This window comes from Thalassococcus halodurans (genome assembly GCF_900108225.1).
GTDB classification, from domain to species: domain Bacteria; phylum Pseudomonadota; class Alphaproteobacteria; order Rhodobacterales; family Rhodobacteraceae; genus Thalassococcus; species Thalassococcus halodurans.
In genome coordinates this window covers 963,277-977,233 of sequence record NZ_FNUZ01000002.1, presented here as the reverse complement: position 1 = coordinate 977,233, position 13,957 = coordinate 963,277, and the positions used below count along the sequence as shown (strand labels likewise).

At 57.5% G+C, this 13,957-nt stretch carries 15 protein-coding genes; 9 read left to right on the top strand and 6 right to left on the bottom strand.

Going from position 1 to position 13,957, the window contains the following annotated elements; genetic code table 11:
• The first annotated feature begins 1 nt into the window (after position 1).
• The 7 genes from C4S59_RS09715 to nadC all read left to right on the top strand — a co-directional run bounded on the left by C4S59_RS09715 (position 2) and on the right by nadC (position 6,156).
• Positions 2-547, top strand: a complete 546-nt coding sequence (locus tag C4S59_RS09715) for a sigma-70 family RNA polymerase sigma factor (RefSeq protein ID WP_200813196.1) — start codon at positions 2-4, stop codon at positions 545-547.
• The gene (locus C4S59_RS09710; protein ID WP_160006823.1) at positions 544-1,257 is read left to right on the top strand and encodes an anti-sigma factor; all 714 of its coding nucleotides are present in this window, start codon (positions 544-546) and stop codon (positions 1,255-1,257) included. Before C4S59_RS09715 ends, C4S59_RS09710 begins: the two co-directional genes overlap by 4 nt.
• Before the next feature lie 104 nt (positions 1,258-1,361).
• Positions 1,362-1,922, top strand: coding sequence for a fasciclin domain-containing protein (locus C4S59_RS09705; protein ID WP_103910235.1), 561 nt, complete (start codon positions 1,362-1,364; stop codon positions 1,920-1,922).
• A gap of 82 nt (positions 1,923-2,004) precedes the next feature.
• Positions 2,005-2,475: a peptide-methionine (R)-S-oxide reductase MsrB gene (gene msrB, locus C4S59_RS09700; protein ID WP_103910234.1), complete on the top strand. Its 471-nt coding sequence runs from the start codon at positions 2,005-2,007 to the stop codon at positions 2,473-2,475.
• Positions 2,476-2,684: 209 nt separating this feature from the next.
• Positions 2,685-3,734 carry a quinolinate synthase NadA gene (nadA, locus tag C4S59_RS09695; RefSeq protein WP_103910233.1) on the top strand — a complete coding sequence of 350 codons (1,050 nt, stop codon included), beginning with the start codon at positions 2,685-2,687 and terminating at the stop codon, positions 3,732-3,734.
• A gap of 8 nt (positions 3,735-3,742) precedes the next feature.
• A complete protein-coding gene (locus C4S59_RS09690; protein ID WP_103910232.1) occupies positions 3,743-5,311 on the top strand; it encodes an L-aspartate oxidase in 1,569 nt (522 codons plus the stop codon).
• The gene (gene nadC / locus C4S59_RS09685; protein ID WP_103910231.1) at positions 5,308-6,156 is read left to right on the top strand and encodes a carboxylating nicotinate-nucleotide diphosphorylase; all 849 of its coding nucleotides are present in this window, start codon (positions 5,308-5,310) and stop codon (positions 6,154-6,156) included. Before C4S59_RS09690 ends, nadC begins: the two co-directional genes overlap by 4 nt.
• On the opposite strand, the gene C4S59_RS09680 is transcribed toward nadC, so the two are convergent.
• On the bottom strand, positions 6,153-6,743 hold the full coding sequence (locus tag C4S59_RS09680) for a TetR/AcrR family transcriptional regulator (protein ID WP_103910230.1): 591 nt from the start codon (positions 6,741-6,743) through the stop codon (positions 6,153-6,155). The two genes, nadC and C4S59_RS09680, sit on opposite strands and share 4 nt — an antisense overlap.
• Before the next feature lie 95 nt (positions 6,744-6,838).
• Between C4S59_RS09680 and C4S59_RS09675 the strand changes: the two genes are divergently transcribed.
• Positions 6,839-7,333, top strand: coding sequence for an anthrone oxygenase family protein (locus C4S59_RS09675; RefSeq protein ID WP_103910229.1), 495 nt, complete (start codon positions 6,839-6,841; stop codon positions 7,331-7,333).
• 53 nt (positions 7,334-7,386) lie between these two features.
• On the opposite strand, the gene C4S59_RS09670 is transcribed toward C4S59_RS09675, so the two are convergent.
• The 5 genes from C4S59_RS09670 to dctP all read right to left on the bottom strand — a co-directional run bounded on the left by C4S59_RS09670 (position 7,387) and on the right by dctP (position 13,096).
• Positions 7,387-8,904 carry a malonate--CoA ligase gene (locus C4S59_RS09670; RefSeq protein ID WP_103910228.1) on the bottom strand — a complete coding sequence of 506 codons (1,518 nt, stop codon included), beginning with the start codon at positions 8,902-8,904 and terminating at the stop codon, positions 7,387-7,389.
• Positions 8,905-8,916: 12 nt separating this feature from the next.
• Positions 8,917-10,164, bottom strand: a complete 1,248-nt coding sequence (locus C4S59_RS09665; RefSeq protein WP_103910227.1) for a malonyl-CoA decarboxylase — start codon at positions 10,162-10,164, stop codon at positions 8,917-8,919.
• Positions 10,161-11,477: a TRAP transporter large permease gene (locus C4S59_RS09660; RefSeq protein WP_103910226.1), complete on the bottom strand. Its 1,317-nt coding sequence runs from the start codon at positions 11,475-11,477 to the stop codon at positions 10,161-10,163. The genes C4S59_RS09665 and C4S59_RS09660 overlap by 4 nt, the downstream gene beginning before the upstream one ends.
• Complete coding sequence (locus tag C4S59_RS09655) at positions 11,477-12,028, bottom strand: TRAP transporter small permease (RefSeq protein ID WP_103910225.1); 552 nt, start codon at positions 12,026-12,028, stop codon at positions 11,477-11,479. Before C4S59_RS09655 ends, C4S59_RS09660 begins: the two co-directional genes overlap by 1 nt.
• Positions 12,029-12,109: 81 nt before the next feature.
• The gene (gene dctP, locus C4S59_RS09650; protein WP_103910224.1) at positions 12,110-13,096 is read right to left on the bottom strand and encodes a TRAP transporter substrate-binding protein DctP; all 987 of its coding nucleotides are present in this window, start codon (positions 13,094-13,096) and stop codon (positions 12,110-12,112) included.
• A gap of 136 nt (positions 13,097-13,232) precedes the next feature.
• Between dctP and C4S59_RS09645 the strand changes: the two genes are divergently transcribed.
• Entirely contained in the window at positions 13,233-13,889 is a 657-nt protein-coding gene (locus C4S59_RS09645; protein ID WP_103910223.1) for a GntR family transcriptional regulator, read from the top strand.
• Positions 13,890-13,957: the final 68 nt, after the last annotated feature.

The window sequence follows — 13,957 nt, the reverse complement described above, 5'->3', positions numbered from 1 at the left end:
GATGACACCACAACAAGAAATCGAGAATTTGCTGTCTAAAATAGCGCTGGGCGACCGGAACGCGTTTTCTTTGCTCTATGACCGGACGTCCGCGAAACTATTTTCGGTGTGTCTACGTGTGTTAAAAGACCGGACCGAAGCGGAAGAGGCCCTTCAAGAGGCGTTTCTTCGCATTTGGCACCGGGCCAATATGTACCGGACGAACGGATATTCACCAATGACATGGCTGATCACCCTGACCAGAAATATTGCGATTGATCGCTATCGTAAGGCGGGGCCTAAGGCGTCTGAAAAGCTGGATCTGGCCGAGGTGGTTGCAGACGACCGGCCTGGCCCGGAAGCGCAGGTGGTTGCCTCTGGTGAACGTGCGCGGCTTGAAATGTGTTTGAAAGAACTTCCAGCGGATCGCGCGGTTCTGATCGAACGCGCATATCTGGACGGCGACACCTATCAGCAATTGTCCGATGCCACAGGCGTTAAGCTGAATACGATCCGCACATGGTTGCGTCGAAGTCTTCAGCAATTGCGGGAGTGTCTGGTTCAATGACAGATCCTGAAAACACGTCCGGAGGCGCGACACCCGATAGCGTTCTAGCTGCGGAATATGTGCTAGGGCTGCTTGGCCCCGAAGAGCTTGAGGCGTTCGAGGCACGGCTGGACACCGAAGAAGACCTGGTGATCGAAGTGGCGCGCTGGGCGGACCATTTCGCCGCGATGGTCGATCGTCTGCCCGAGGCCACGCCGCCGGGCCGGGTAAAGCGCGCCATTGATACGCGGCTCTTTGGCGAAGACGAACGCAAGTCACTGTTCGGCTGGCTGTGGCCTTATGCGGTAGGGGGCATTGCGGCTGCGATGCTGGCCTTTGTCGCAATCGACACCGGACTGGTTGAGATGCCGGGGCAGGTGGCTGACGGGCCTGTTTATCGTGCCGATCTTGAACCCGCCGATCCGGTCGCTGCCAATATCAGCCTGAGTGCTGTGTTTGATGCCGGACGCGGCGTTCTGGAAGTTGCGCAGGTGCAGGGGCTGGCTCCCGATGGACGCGATCACGAACTGTGGCTGATAGTCGGAGAAAATGCGCCAGTATCGTTGGGCGTCCTGCCAGACGACGGCGTTGCTTTGATTTCGTGGCCTGATGCCTTGCCCAGGGACGTCGATGGTGCGTTGTTCGCCGTGTCCGAAGAACCGGACGGCGGTTCGCAAACAGGCGCGCCGACAGGCCCGATCCGCGCTGTGGGTTCAATCACGCTCTCGTGAACGAAAATCTGAAAAAAACCTGAAACTCCTTTCTGTCTTCCTCGTGGCTAAGGGCATCACGGCGACAATCGCCGGATCGAATTTTAGGAGGAAGACCTATGTCTATGAAAATGCTGACAGCCACAATTGTCGCAACAACCCTGTCCACAGCGGCCTTTGCAGAAAGCCACGCGCAAACAGGTAACCCGATGGTTGGCGGTGCTGCGATGTTCCCCGAAAAGAACATCGTTGAAAACGCTGTGAACTCGGCAGATCACGAAACGCTTGTTGCTGCTGTTAAACAGGCCGGTCTTGTCGACACGCTGATGAGCCCCGGACCGTTCACGGTTTTCGCCCCGACCGACGCAGCCTTTGATAAGATTTCCGACGAAAGCCTGTCGCAGCTGATGATGGACCAGAACAAGGCGCAACTGACGCAAATTCTGACCTGCCACGTGGTTGCGGCCAACGCGATGTCCGATGCGATTGCGGGTATGATCGCAGACGACAACGGCATGCACGCGGTTCAAACCGTGGGTGGCTGTGTTCTGCAGGCAAAAATGGCCGGTGGAAAGATTACCCTGACCGATGAGCAGGGCCGTGTTGCGAACGTGACGATTGCAGACGTGAAACAATCCAATGGTGTGATCCACGTGATTGATCGGGTTCTGCTTCCGGCTATGTAATTAACATAGCCTGAAGGCATGGCCCGCCCAGAGTCCCCCTATTTCAGGGGCGGGTCATGCCGCTTTTACCGGGAGAATACAGATGAACAGACGTCATTTCACGATCGCAGGTTTGGCTGCATTCGGCATGGGCGCGTCACGCGCTTCTGCTGCAGAGGGAAGTTTTGAAATCACGCGGACCAAGGCTCAGTGGAAAGCGATGCTGTCGCCCTTGGAATACAAAGTCATGCGACAGGAGGGGACCGAACGCGCGTTTACTTCGCCACTCAACGATAACAAAGCGGCAGGCACCTACATCTGCCGCGGCTGCGACCTGCCGCTGTATTCATCCGAACATAAATTCGACAGTGGCACAGGGTGGCCGAGCTTTTACCAACCGGTACGCGGGGGCGCGATCGGAACCAAGGCGGACAGATCGCTGTTTATAACGCGGACTGAATGCCATTGCAGCCGCTGCGGGTCGCACTTGGGGCATATCTTTGATGACGGTCCCAAACCGACCGGTAAGCGGCACTGCATCAACGGGGTATCGCTGAAATTTGTCGCGGCTTGACCCCTGAAAGGCGCGATACAGCGTTTGCTACAATAAAAGGCACGGTGGTCTCCACCGTGCTTTTTTATGCGTGAAGTTTCCCAAACACTCCGCAAAACGCGATAACTGCGGCAAAATGATACCGTTTCAGCAATATTCCCACTTTTTGAATGCTTGCTGCATTCCCATCATTACCCTAGTACGAGCCCACAGAGACGGAGGCCGCCCTAGTGCTTGATATACCCCACGTTCGTTCTGTTTTGGCGGAACACTATGATCTGACACCTTCGCCCGAGTTGGCAGAAGAGATGAAAGATATCTACGACAAGATGGATCGCGTCGTATCGCCGGCTGACTGGGCGATTTACGCGCCATACGTCAAAGCCATCAACGAACTGAAGAAAAAGCGTAACGCGGTTATTCTGGGCCATAACTATATGACGCCCGAGATTTTCCACGCGGTGTCCGATTTCGTGGGCGACAGCCTGCAACTGGCAATGAAGGCAACCGAGGTCGATGCCGATGTGATCGTGCAGGCCGGTGTGCATTTCATGGCCGAGACTTCCAAAATCCTCAGTCCCGAGAAAATCGTGCTGATGCCGGATATGGAAGCGGGCTGTTCGCTGGCCGAAAGCATTACCGCTGAAGGCGTTGAAGAAATGCGCGCCAAATACCCCGGCGCGCCCGTTGTGTCTTACGTGAACACCACGGCCGAGGTGAAAGCCGCGTCCGATATTTGCTGTACCTCTGCCAATGCGGTGCAGATCGTTGATGCGATGGACAGCGATACCGTCATCATGACGCCGGACCAGTTTCTGGCGCAGAACGTGGCGAACCAATCCAAGAAGAAGGTCGTCTACTGGCCGGGGTCCTGCATCGTGCATGAACTCTATACAGCCGACGATCTGCGCGCCTACCGCGAGATGGATCCGGAAGTTAAGATCATCGCCCATCCGGAATGTACGCCGGACGTTGTGGCGGAATCCGATTTCACCGGGTCCACCAGCGGCATCATCAAGTGGGTGCATGACAACAAGCCCGCCAAGGCGATGCTGGTCACTGAATGTTCGATGGCATCGAATATCGCCGATGAGTTGCCCGAAGTGGAATTCGCCAAGCCGTGCAACATGTGTCCCTACATGAAAAAGATCACGCTTGAGAAAATCCTCTATGCGCTGCACACGATGGAAGGCCAGGTTGAGGTCGATCCGGAAATCGCTGAAAAGGCGCGTCTTTCTGTTCAGCGTATGATTGATCTGTCGCGCAAACTGGGGCTGTAAACCCGCTTATGAAAACTGTCACCACTGACCGTATCGTCATTGTCGGCGCGGGGCTTGGGGCGCTGTATGCAGCGCTGAAGCTCGCGCCGCGGCCCGTCCTTATGATCTCGCCCGAAGTACTGGGCGAAGGGGCCAGTTCGGCTTGGGCGCAGGGCGGTGTCGCTGCGGCGATGGATCAGGCGGACAGCCCTGAAAACCATGCCAATGACACGGTCAAGGCGGGGGCCGGTACGGTTGACCCCAAGATCGCTGATCTGGTGACACGGCATGCGCGCGACTTCATCCTTGATTTGACCGAACTTGGAACGCCGTTCGACCGTACGGACGACGGGCAATACGTACTATCGCTGGAAGCCGCGCACAGCTTTGCACGCGTGGTCCGTGTCGAAGGCGATCAGGCCGGGGCCGAGATCATGGCCGCTCTGATCGAACAGGTGCGCCAGTCGCCGACCATTCAAGTGCTCGAAGGCACCATGGCCGTGGGTCTGGATACAGAAGACGGTAAAGTCACTGGCATCGCCATTCAGGACGCGGCCGAAGACCGATCCGCGCCCGTGATGGTGCGTGGCGCGGCTTATCTTTTGGCTGGTGGCGGCTCGGGCGGGTTGTACGCTTTGACAACCAATCCCCCGCGTATTCGCGGTCAGGTGATTGGCATGGCCGCACGGGCAGGGGCCAAGATTGCCGATGCCGAATTTGTTCAGTTCCACCCCACAGCCATCGACGTGGGCGAAGACCCCGCGCCACTTGCGACCGAGGCGTTGCGCGGCGAAGGGGCGATCCTGATTAACAAGGATGGCGAACGGTTTATGACCTCGGTCCATCCCAATGCCGAGTTGGCCCCGCGCGATATCGTGGCCCGCGCGATTTTTGCCCAGACCCAAGCAGGCAACCGCCCGATGCTGGACACGCGAGAGGCGCTGGGCGCAAAGGTCAAACAGCTGTTCCTGACAGCCACCGATGCCTGCACGCGCAATGGCATTGATCCCGAATTCGAACCCATCCCCGTCGCCGCAGCGGCCCACTATCATATGGGCGGTATTGCGGTGGATGATCACGGTCGGGCTTCGCTCGATGGTCTTTGGGTTTGTGGTGAAGCAGCTTCGACCGGTCTGCACGGGGCGAACCGTTTGGCGTCGAACGGCCTGCTGGAAGCACTTGTTTTCGCGCGCATTTGCGCCGAAGGGATCGAGGCGCAGTTGCCCGAAATGTCTGACGCGAGCGAGGTCGAGATCTCCTTTGACACAGGTGGCACACCGCCTGATGCCGCGGGCGTTCAGGAGCTGCGCCAGACGATGACAAACCTTGTTGGCGTGGTACGCGATCGTGAAGGTCTGGAAAACGCTTTGCGCAAGATTGACGCTTTGGAAAAGGCCTATGGCGACAGCCCGTCGTTTATGAACATGACGGCGACAGCCACCATGATTGCCGCCTGCGCGTTGATGCGTGAAGAAAGCCGTGGCGCGCATTTCCGCTCGGACTTCCCAGAAGCAAACGGCGAAACCGGCGAACGTTCGTTGATCACTCTCGATCAGGCCATCGCCCTGCGCACCCGAATTACGGAGACACCGACATGAGCTATGCCAGCGTTCCCGATCTGGTTCTGGAAGCCACCGTTCGCAATGCCTTGCTAGAAGATCTGGGCACCTATGGTGACGTCACCACACGCGCGGTGATCCCCGATGGGACGACCTATCAGGCCCGTCTGAACGCCCGCGAAGATGCGGTTGTGTCCGGAATGCAGGTGGCGGCCTTGGCCTTCCGTCTTGTGGACCCGACGCTTGAGATCGTGACGCATGTCGCCGATGGTCAGCCCTGCAAAAAGGGTGAAACGCTGATGTCGATCAACGGATCGGCGGCGTCGATCCTGTCAGGCGAACGAGTTGCCTTGAACTTTGCCGGTCGTCTGACGGGCATTGCGACCAAGACGGCAGGGTTTGTTGCGGAAACGAAAGGCACAAACGCGCGTGTGACCTGCACGCGTAAAACCACGCCAGGTCTGCGGATTGTCGAGAAACTGGCCGTGCTGCATGGCGGTGGTTTCAACCATCGTTATTCATTGTCGGATGCTATCCTGATCAAGGACAACCACATCGCTGCGGCGGGTGGCGTGCGTCAGGTGCTTGAGGCCAGCAAAGCCCACGCCAGCCATATGATGGCTGTCGAGATCGAAGTGGACCGTCTGGACCAGCTGGAAGAGGTGCTAGAGGTCGGCGGCGCGAGCGTTGTGCTGTTGGACAACATGGACAACGACACGCTTCGCAAGGCTGTCGAAATGGTCGACGGCCGGATCAAGACCGAAGCCAGCGGCAACGTCAAACTGGACCGGATTGCATCCATATCCGCGACAGGTGTCGACTATATCTCGTCCGGTGCGCTGACGCATTCTGCGCGGACTGTGGACTTGGGACTGGATTTCTAAGCCAAGCCCACCAGTTTTCGAAAACTGATCAATGCCTCACGGGCGCGTTGCGTGACTTGCTCTTGCGAAAGCTGGGGCAGGGCACCGATCGCGCGTTTGATTTGCAGATCACCCACCAGAAGCGTCACGAACAGGTCTGTTGGGTTCAGGCCGTCTGTGTCTTTGATCGCAAGTCTGCTGATCAAAGAGCGGATCAGCGGCACGATTTCATCCCGTCCGCCTGCGGAAATCGCGGCACCCAATTCGCCGCTGGGGTCAGCCGCTGCAGCGCGGTTCAGCGAAATCGCGCGGTCGTCCAGCAGCATCGACAGCAGAAGCGGCGCGATTTGTTCAAGCGCTTGCATCGCGTCCTGATCATCGGACAAGGCCTGTTCCAGACGATGCCGGATGCCCTGAGCATTGTCGCGCGCCATAGCCTCAAACAATCCGCGCTTGTCGCCGTACCATCGATATAGCGTCTCGTTCGATGCTTTTGCTGCTTTTGCGATGCTCAGCATCGACGCGCCTGCATAGCCCTTGTCGGCCAGCAAGGCGTAGGCAGCGGTTGTGATGGCTTCGTGTTTGTCCTGTTTTTTGTCGTCGCGCATAGGGCCTCTGAAAATGCTTGCGTTTATCCGTACACATAGTTACGGATATGGCAATCCGTAACTATGTGTACGGTTTTTTAAGGAGAGGTATAACCATGATGGAAAAATCGTTTTCCTTTTTGTCGCTCATGTTCAGCGGTGCATTGTTTGGGTTTTTCTATGCGTGGATCTGTTCGACAATGTGGGGGCTAGATGCCACGGATCCCCGGGTCGCCATTCAGGCGATGCAGGCCATGAACGGATCCATCCGTAACGCGGTATTCGCGCCGGTTTTCTTTGGCACAGTGGTGGTTCTGGGGATTACGACCGCGGTTCAGTTCGCCAAGGGGCAGCGGGTTGCCGCAGGCTGGTTTCTGGCGGCCACGATCACGACCTTGCTGTTCAATAACGTCATGACCTTCACAATTCTGGTCCCGATGAACGAAGCTCTGGGTTTGGTGGTCGTACCGGACAGCCTTGATGAGGCTGAAGCGATCTGGAGCGCTTATTCGGACCCGTGGAAAGTTCGGAACTATATCCGAACCGCAGGCTGCGGTCTGGCGTTGGCGCTGACAGCCATAGGTGTTTTGTCAGGACGCTCGACAGCCTGAATATAACAAAGGGCCGCGATGAAAGCGGCCCTTTTTGCTTTAAGGATGTGGCCCTAGGCAGGCGCGAACATGTCTTTGAAATCGTCCCGCAGGATGTTCTTTTGAACCTTGCCCATAGTGTTGCGCGGCAGTTCGTCCATCAGGATCAGTTTGCGCGGATGCTTGAACCGTGCGAGCGACGTCTTCACCGCCTCCATCATCTGATCCAGATCGGGGGTGGCGCCGGCCTCGGGGATGATAATGCCCAGAACGGTTTCACCGAAATCGGGGTGGGGCACGCCAATAACTGCGCTTTCCAGAACGCCCGCTTGGTCATCCAACAGCAGCTCGATTTCTTTTGGGTAAATGTTGTAGCCGCCGGAAATGATCAGGTCTTTGTTGCGGCCGACGATATGGACATAGCCGTCCTCATCCACCTTGCCCAAGTCGCCAGTGATAAAGAACCCGTCGTCGCGCAGCTCGGCGGCGGTTTTTTCGGGCATCTGCCAGTAGCCTTTGAATACGTTCGGGCCGCGTACTTCGATCTGGCCGATCTCGCCATCAGGCAGGGTGGAGCCGTCATCGGGATTTGTGATCTTCAGCTCGACACCCGGCAGCGGGAAGCCAACAGTGCCCGCGCGGCGTTCGCCGTCGTAGGGGTTCGAGGTGTTCATGTTGGTTTCGGTCATGCCGTAACGTTCAAGGATGCGATGGCCGGTGCGCTGTTCAAACTGGATATGCGTTTCTGCCAGCAGCGGGGCAGAACCCGAGATGAACAGGCGCATGTCTTTGGTCAGCTCTGCGTCAAAGCGATCATCGCTCAGCAGGCGGGTATAGAAGGTGGGCACACCCATCATCGAGGTCGCCTCGGGGAGGCGCGCGATCACCACGTCCAGATCGAACTTGGGTAGGAAGATCATCGCGCCCCCCGCCAGCAGCATGATGTTCGATGCAACGAACAGCCCGTGCGTATGGAAAATCGGCAGGGCGTGCAGCAGAACGTCCTGATCGGTGAAATGCCAGTGATCGACCAACGTTTCGGCGTTGGACAGCAGGTTGTTCTGCGTCAGCATCGCGCCTTTGGACCGGCCCGTGGTGCCTGACGTATACAGGAAGGCCGCCAGATCATCGCCATCGCGGTCAACGGTGGCAAAGCTGTCAGGCTGTGCGCTGGCCTTGTCCATCAAGCTGCCAGAGCCGTCGGCATTCAGCGTTTCGACCTGAGCATTCAGCGCAGCGGCCATTGGCGTAATGGTGTCGGACTTAGCGGCATCGCACACAACCAAGGACGCACCGCTGTTTTCGATGAAATATTGAAGCTCGTCTGCGGTGTAGGCGGTGTTCAGCGGCAAAAAGATCAGACCCGCCTGTGCGCAAGCGGCGTAAAGGGCCAGTGCCTCGGGCGATTTTTCGATCTGGGCTGCGACGCGATCACCGGCTTTCAGGCCTGCTTCCGTCATCGCATTGGCGATCTGCGCTGCGATTTTCAGAAACGCATCATGGGTCAGCGTGCTGCCATCCGGCAGGTGCAGGAAGGGGGTGGATTTGCCCGCATGGGCCCCGAACAAGCGATCGTAAAGGGGGTTTGCCATGACAGCGCCTTTCTAGTTCTGTTTGGTCGCGGCGGCCTTGGCCAGAGCATCAACCGCATCTGACGTGGCCACCTCTTGTCGTGTGACGAAAGCGTCGTGGTTTTCTTCGATCTTTTTCAGATCGTAAAGGTAATTCACCATCGCCCCGCCAGACTGTTTGCGTCCTTTGGGGGAAATATCGGCATCTGCATGAACTGCGTGCAAAATCGCGCCGTTCCCAAGGTGGAATCGCGCCACCGGATCATAGGGCAAACCGCCACGGGATTTGGCCTGTGTCAGGTAGTGGGCTGCGAGAATGCGGGTGCCTTCGGGGTTTGATTGATCCCAGCTGATGTTTTCCTGCAAAATCCAATCCGCCATTTTCGGGATGGGGGACAGGGTGACAAAGGTTTTCAGTCCGCCAAGTTCGGCCGACAGATCAGCCGCCACTTGTTTGATCAAGAAATTGCCAAAGGAAATACCGGCCAGTCCGGCCTGACAGTTGGAAATCGAATAGAACACCGCTGTGTCCGCGTCAGCCGCGGTCATCGGCGTGCGATCTTCGGACAGCAGCTTTTGCACCGAATTGGCGATGCCTTTGGTCAGGGCCACCTCAACAAAGATCAGCGGTTCCTGCGGCATGGAGGGGTGGAAGAAGGCAAAGCAGCGCCGGTCACTGGGTTGCAATCGGCGGCGCAGGTCATCCCAGCTGTCGATGGCGTGAACAGCCTCATAGGCGATGATCTTTTCCAGAATATGCGCAGGGCTTTCCCAGTTGATGGGGCGCAGCACCAGAAAGCCACGGTTGAACCAACTGGCAAACAGGTGACGGAAATCCAGATCAAGCGCCTGCAGCTCGGGCGCTTTAGCCCCGAGGCGCAAGAGATCGGCCCGCATCCGCACCAGACGCTCTGTGGCGCCGGGCACGCTGTTCAACCGGCGGATCAGTTCCTGACGGCGGGGTTCGCAGGCCTCGGTGTAAGCGCGATAAGTCGCTTTGGATGGGCTTTCCTCATATGCGTCAAGCGCTTCGCGTACCGTTGGAGGATCGATATCCATGCCCGTTGCCACTTGGCTGAAAAACGCCAGTTTGTCTGCGTCCGACATCACTTCGTAGCGACTAAGGATATCGGAGGCCAATGCCAGACCCGAGGGTTCGGACGAAGCCCCGACGAGGGCTTCGGCCAGTTCGTAGATCGGGCGGCCATCTTTGCCCGATCCGGCCTGATTTTGGTGTCGCCGTTCGAAAACGGTCGACAGAAGATCGGCAAGCAGCGTCATATCGCGGTTCCCATGACAACGTTAGGCAGCCAAGTTGCCAGACCCGGGAACAGGCACAGCAGGATGATGGCAATCACCATGCAGGCCACAAAGGGCAGAGACCCAACCAGAATGGTCTTGAGCGAGATATCAGGCGCGATGCCGTTAATCACGTAAAGGTTCAGACCAACCGGCGGGGAAATCAGGCCGATTTCCATGTTGATCGTCAGAACAACCGCGAACCAGATCGGATCAAAGCCTGCCGTTGTGATGATCGGCAACAGGATCGGCGCTGCCATCAGGATGACCGCGACCGGCGGCAGGAAGAAGCCCGCAACCAACAGGAACAGGTTGATCGCGCCCATAAGGACCCAACGGTTCACATCCAGCGTGCCAATCCATTCCGCGATGCTTTGCGTGATGAACAGCGATGACAGCATGTAGGAAAACACACCTGCGGCGGCGATGATGAACAGGATCATAACGCTTTCCTTGGTGCTGTCCCGCAGGACGACCCACAAATCACGCGGGTTCCACAGTTTGTAGATGACCATCGCGATGACCAGACACATCAGCGCGCCAACCGCTGCAGTTTCAGACGGTGTCGCGACACCGCCATACATCGCATAGAGAACGCCGATGATGATCAGCAGGAACGGCAGAACGCGCGGCAGGATTTCGAACCGTTCTGCCCAAGTGTAGCTACCCGATCCCAGCTGCGCCGCATTGCCAGACTTCCATGTGGAATACAGCGACCACGCCATGAACAGACCCACCAGAAGCAGGCCGGGGATGACGCCTGCCAGAAACAGACGGCCAATCGAGGTTTCAGTGGCGATACCATAGACGATCATCGTCACAGATGGCGGGATCAGAATGCCCAGCGTGCCACCCGCAGCGATAGAGCCTGCGGCCACGCCATCGGGATAGCCACGCTTGCGCATTTCAGGGATGCCCATTTTGCCAATCGCGGCGCAGGTTGCGGGGGACGATCCCGACATCGCGGCAAACAGCGCGCAGGCGCCAAGGTTGGACACGACCAGACCACCGGGAACGCGGGTCAGCCAACGCTCAAGAGCCTCGTACAGGTCTGCGCCCGCACGGGTCGAGGCGATAGACGCCCCCATGATGATGAACATCGGGATGGACAGTAGGGCGAAGTTATCAAGTTTGCCGAACAGGATTTCCGGCATCAGTTCCAGCGACCGCATACCATCAAATACGATCAGGAAACCGGCGGAAACGATCAGCAGGCCAAGCGCAACAGACACGCCCGAGAAAAGAACACAGATAGTGACAAGCGCAACCAATGCGCCAAGGACGAGGGGATCCATCAGTCGGCCTCCAGGCCAAAGGGCTTATCCGCGCCGATCAGGACAGCGATCAGATCAGCGATCAGTTGTAGTAGGTAAAGGCCGAAACCGACGGGCAGGGCCAGATAGGGAATCCAAAGGCGTACGCCCCAGACGGTGTCAGACCGCCAGCCGCGGTCCCATGCGAAATGCCAGTACTCAAATCCGTACCAAAGCATGATCGCAACGATCACGATCGACAGAATGGACGTGCACAAAAACATTCCAAAGCGGGCCTTGGGTGCAAGAGAGATAGGGATCAGGTCGACATTCACGTGGCCGCGCAGGCGCTGGACGTACGGAAGACCGATCAGGGTCGCCGCGATGACCAGATAGATGACGGCCTCGGTTTGCCACACGGTCGAGCCGTTCAAAACAAAGCGGATAAAGATCATCTGACAGGTGATCCCGACAGCCGCGACAATCATCGCAGCCGAGGTCCAGCCCGCCAAAGTAGACAGGGCAGCAACGGCCCTTAGAAATTTGTTGTCGCCAGTCTGTGCGACGCGCACAGGGGTGCTGTGGCCAGCCATAGTTGACGTCCTTGTGGTGTGTCTGTGTGGTGGGATTGTAGCATAAATCAGGGCGGCTGGTGCGCCGCCCTGACGGGGCGGTTACTCGACCGCCAATGCCATATCCAGCAGTGCCTGACCGTCCGGCACTTCTTCGACGAAGGCTTTGTAGGATGTTTCCTGCGCAAGCGCGCGCCATGCTTCAAAGTCTTCAGCGCTCATTTCCGCGATCTCGACGCCCGCGTCAGCAAAGACTTTGGCCGAAGCGGCGTCCTGCTTCTTGGCCTCTTCCAGATAGAAGGCTTCTGCTTTTGCGGCAGCGGCAAGAAGTGCTTCCTGCTGTGCTTCGGTCAGACCTTCGAACGTGGATTTGTTCATCAGCAACGGCTGATACATGAACCAAAGCGCAACGTCGCCTGCCGGTGTATAGCAGCTGACCTGCTCATAGATGCGGTAGGACACAAACGACGAAGACGATGTGTTCGCAGCTGTCAGAACACCTGTCTGCATCGCGTTGTAGATTTCGGACGACGCCATAGATGCGATCGAGGCACCTGCGCCGGCCAGCATCTGTTCAAACGCTTTGCCTGCCGCACGTGTCTGAAGGCCCGCCACGTCTTCGGGCTTGGTGATGCACTTGTCTTTTCCGACAAAGCCACCGGCCAGATAGCCGTGGACCAGAACCATCACGTCGTCTTCTGCCATCTTGGCTTCAAGCGCTTCCATGAAGGGCGAGTTGCTCAGGCGCGCTGCGTGATCGTGGTTTTTCACCAGACCAGGCATCAGTGTCAGGTTGAACGCAGGCTGCTGACCGCCAGCATAGCTGAGCGGCAGAACCGTCATGTCCAACTGGCCACGGCTCAGCGGTTTGTACTGTTCGCGCGGTTTGAACAAAGACTTTGAGCCGAAGATCTTGATGTCGAGGTCAACGCCAGCGGCAGCCACCTCATCAGCTACGATCTGCGCCACCTGATGGCGGACGTCCTTGTTCGACCACTGGTGCGACAGGCGCAGTTCAGTGGCCTGCGCCATTGTACCAAGCGCCAATAGGGCGGTGGCCGCGACAGCGGATTTCAAAATGGATTTCATGGTTTCTCCTCCCTTTGGTTGACCGGCAATGCCAGAACCTGCGCCACACTATGGAGCCTGTGTTTCCAGAGTCAAACATTTTGTATACAAGAATTGATTTCTTGAACTTTGAGGAAACTGCGTCTAATCCTTGATCATGGAAACACGTCGCGCAGATAGCATTGCCACACAGATTGAAGAGATGATCTTCGCAGGTGGTTATTCTGATGGAGACCGGCTGGACGAGGTCCGGCTGGCCGAACAATTCGGCGTTTCCCGTACTCCGATCCGTGAAGCATTCCAGCGCCTGTCCCTGACCGGACTGGTCGAACTGATTCCCCGTCGCGGGACATTCGTGCGGCAACCCGGTCCGGTCGAGCTTCTTGAGATGTTCGAGGTGATGGCCGAACTGGAAGCAGCCTGCGGTCGTTTCGCCGCGGTACGCATTACAGATCAGGCTATTGAAAACTTGCGCGACGCCAATGCCAAATGCCAGATGGCTGTCGATGCAGGGGATGCCGATGGCTACTACAATGAAAACGAACGCTTTCATCTGATCATCTACAAACAGTCCGGCAACGCCTTTCTTGAACAAGAGGCGCAGCGTCTGCACAACCGTCTGAAACCATTCCGCCGCCAGCAGTTGCGACTGCGCGGGCGCATGTCGCAATCCATGGCCGAACACGAGGCGATCGTCTCGGCGCTGGTGAACGGCGACGCGGAAACCGCCGCCAACACCTTGCGCGGGCACGTCGCTGTTCAGGGTGAAAAGTTCCAGAACCTGATGGCGGCACTTCGGAACGCCGCCGAATAAACAGACCCGATCCCCACTAATTCCTGCCTGTTTGTGCTGTCGAGGATGGCACCAATTTTGCGTCGTGC

What these genes read in the sequence shown, in the direction of transcription:
- C4S59_RS09660 (WP_103910226.1), bottom strand. Translation starts at nt 11,477, where the DNA reads ATGGATCCCCTCGTCCTTGGCGCATTGGTTGCGCTTGTCACTATCTGT.
- C4S59_RS09645 (WP_103910223.1), top strand. Translation starts at nt 13,233, where the DNA reads ATGGAAACACGTCGCGCAGATAGCATTGCCACACAGATTGAAGAGATG.
- C4S59_RS09675 (WP_103910229.1), top strand. Translation starts at nt 6,839, where the DNA reads ATGATGGAAAAATCGTTTTCCTTTTTGTCGCTCATGTTCAGCGGTGCA.
- C4S59_RS09705 (WP_103910235.1), top strand. Translation starts at nt 1,362, where the DNA reads ATGAAAATGCTGACAGCCACAATTGTCGCAACAACCCTGTCCACAGCG.
- C4S59_RS09670 (WP_103910228.1), bottom strand. Translation starts at nt 8,904, where the DNA reads ATGGCAAACCCCCTTTACGATCGCTTGTTCGGGGCCCATGCGGGCAAA.
- C4S59_RS09715 (WP_200813196.1), top strand. Translation starts at nt 2, where the DNA reads ATGACACCACAACAAGAAATCGAGAATTTGCTGTCTAAAATAGCGCTG.
- dctP (WP_103910224.1), bottom strand. Translation starts at nt 13,096, where the DNA reads ATGAAATCCATTTTGAAATCCGCTGTCGCGGCCACCGCCCTATTGGCG.
- C4S59_RS09680 (WP_103910230.1), bottom strand. Translation starts at nt 6,743, where the DNA reads ATGCGCGACGACAAAAAACAGGACAAACACGAAGCCATCACAACCGCT.
- C4S59_RS09665 (WP_103910227.1), bottom strand. Translation starts at nt 10,164, where the DNA reads ATGACGCTGCTTGCCGATCTTCTGTCGACCGTTTTCGAACGGCGACAC.
- C4S59_RS09690 (WP_103910232.1), top strand. Translation starts at nt 3,743, where the DNA reads ATGAAAACTGTCACCACTGACCGTATCGTCATTGTCGGCGCGGGGCTT.
- C4S59_RS09710 (WP_160006823.1), top strand. Translation starts at nt 544, where the DNA reads ATGACAGATCCTGAAAACACGTCCGGAGGCGCGACACCCGATAGCGTT.
- msrB (WP_103910234.1), top strand. Translation starts at nt 2,005, where the DNA reads ATGAACAGACGTCATTTCACGATCGCAGGTTTGGCTGCATTCGGCATG.
- C4S59_RS09655 (WP_103910225.1), bottom strand. Translation starts at nt 12,028, where the DNA reads ATGGCTGGCCACAGCACCCCTGTGCGCGTCGCACAGACTGGCGACAAC.
- nadC (WP_103910231.1), top strand. Translation starts at nt 5,308, where the DNA reads ATGAGCTATGCCAGCGTTCCCGATCTGGTTCTGGAAGCCACCGTTCGC.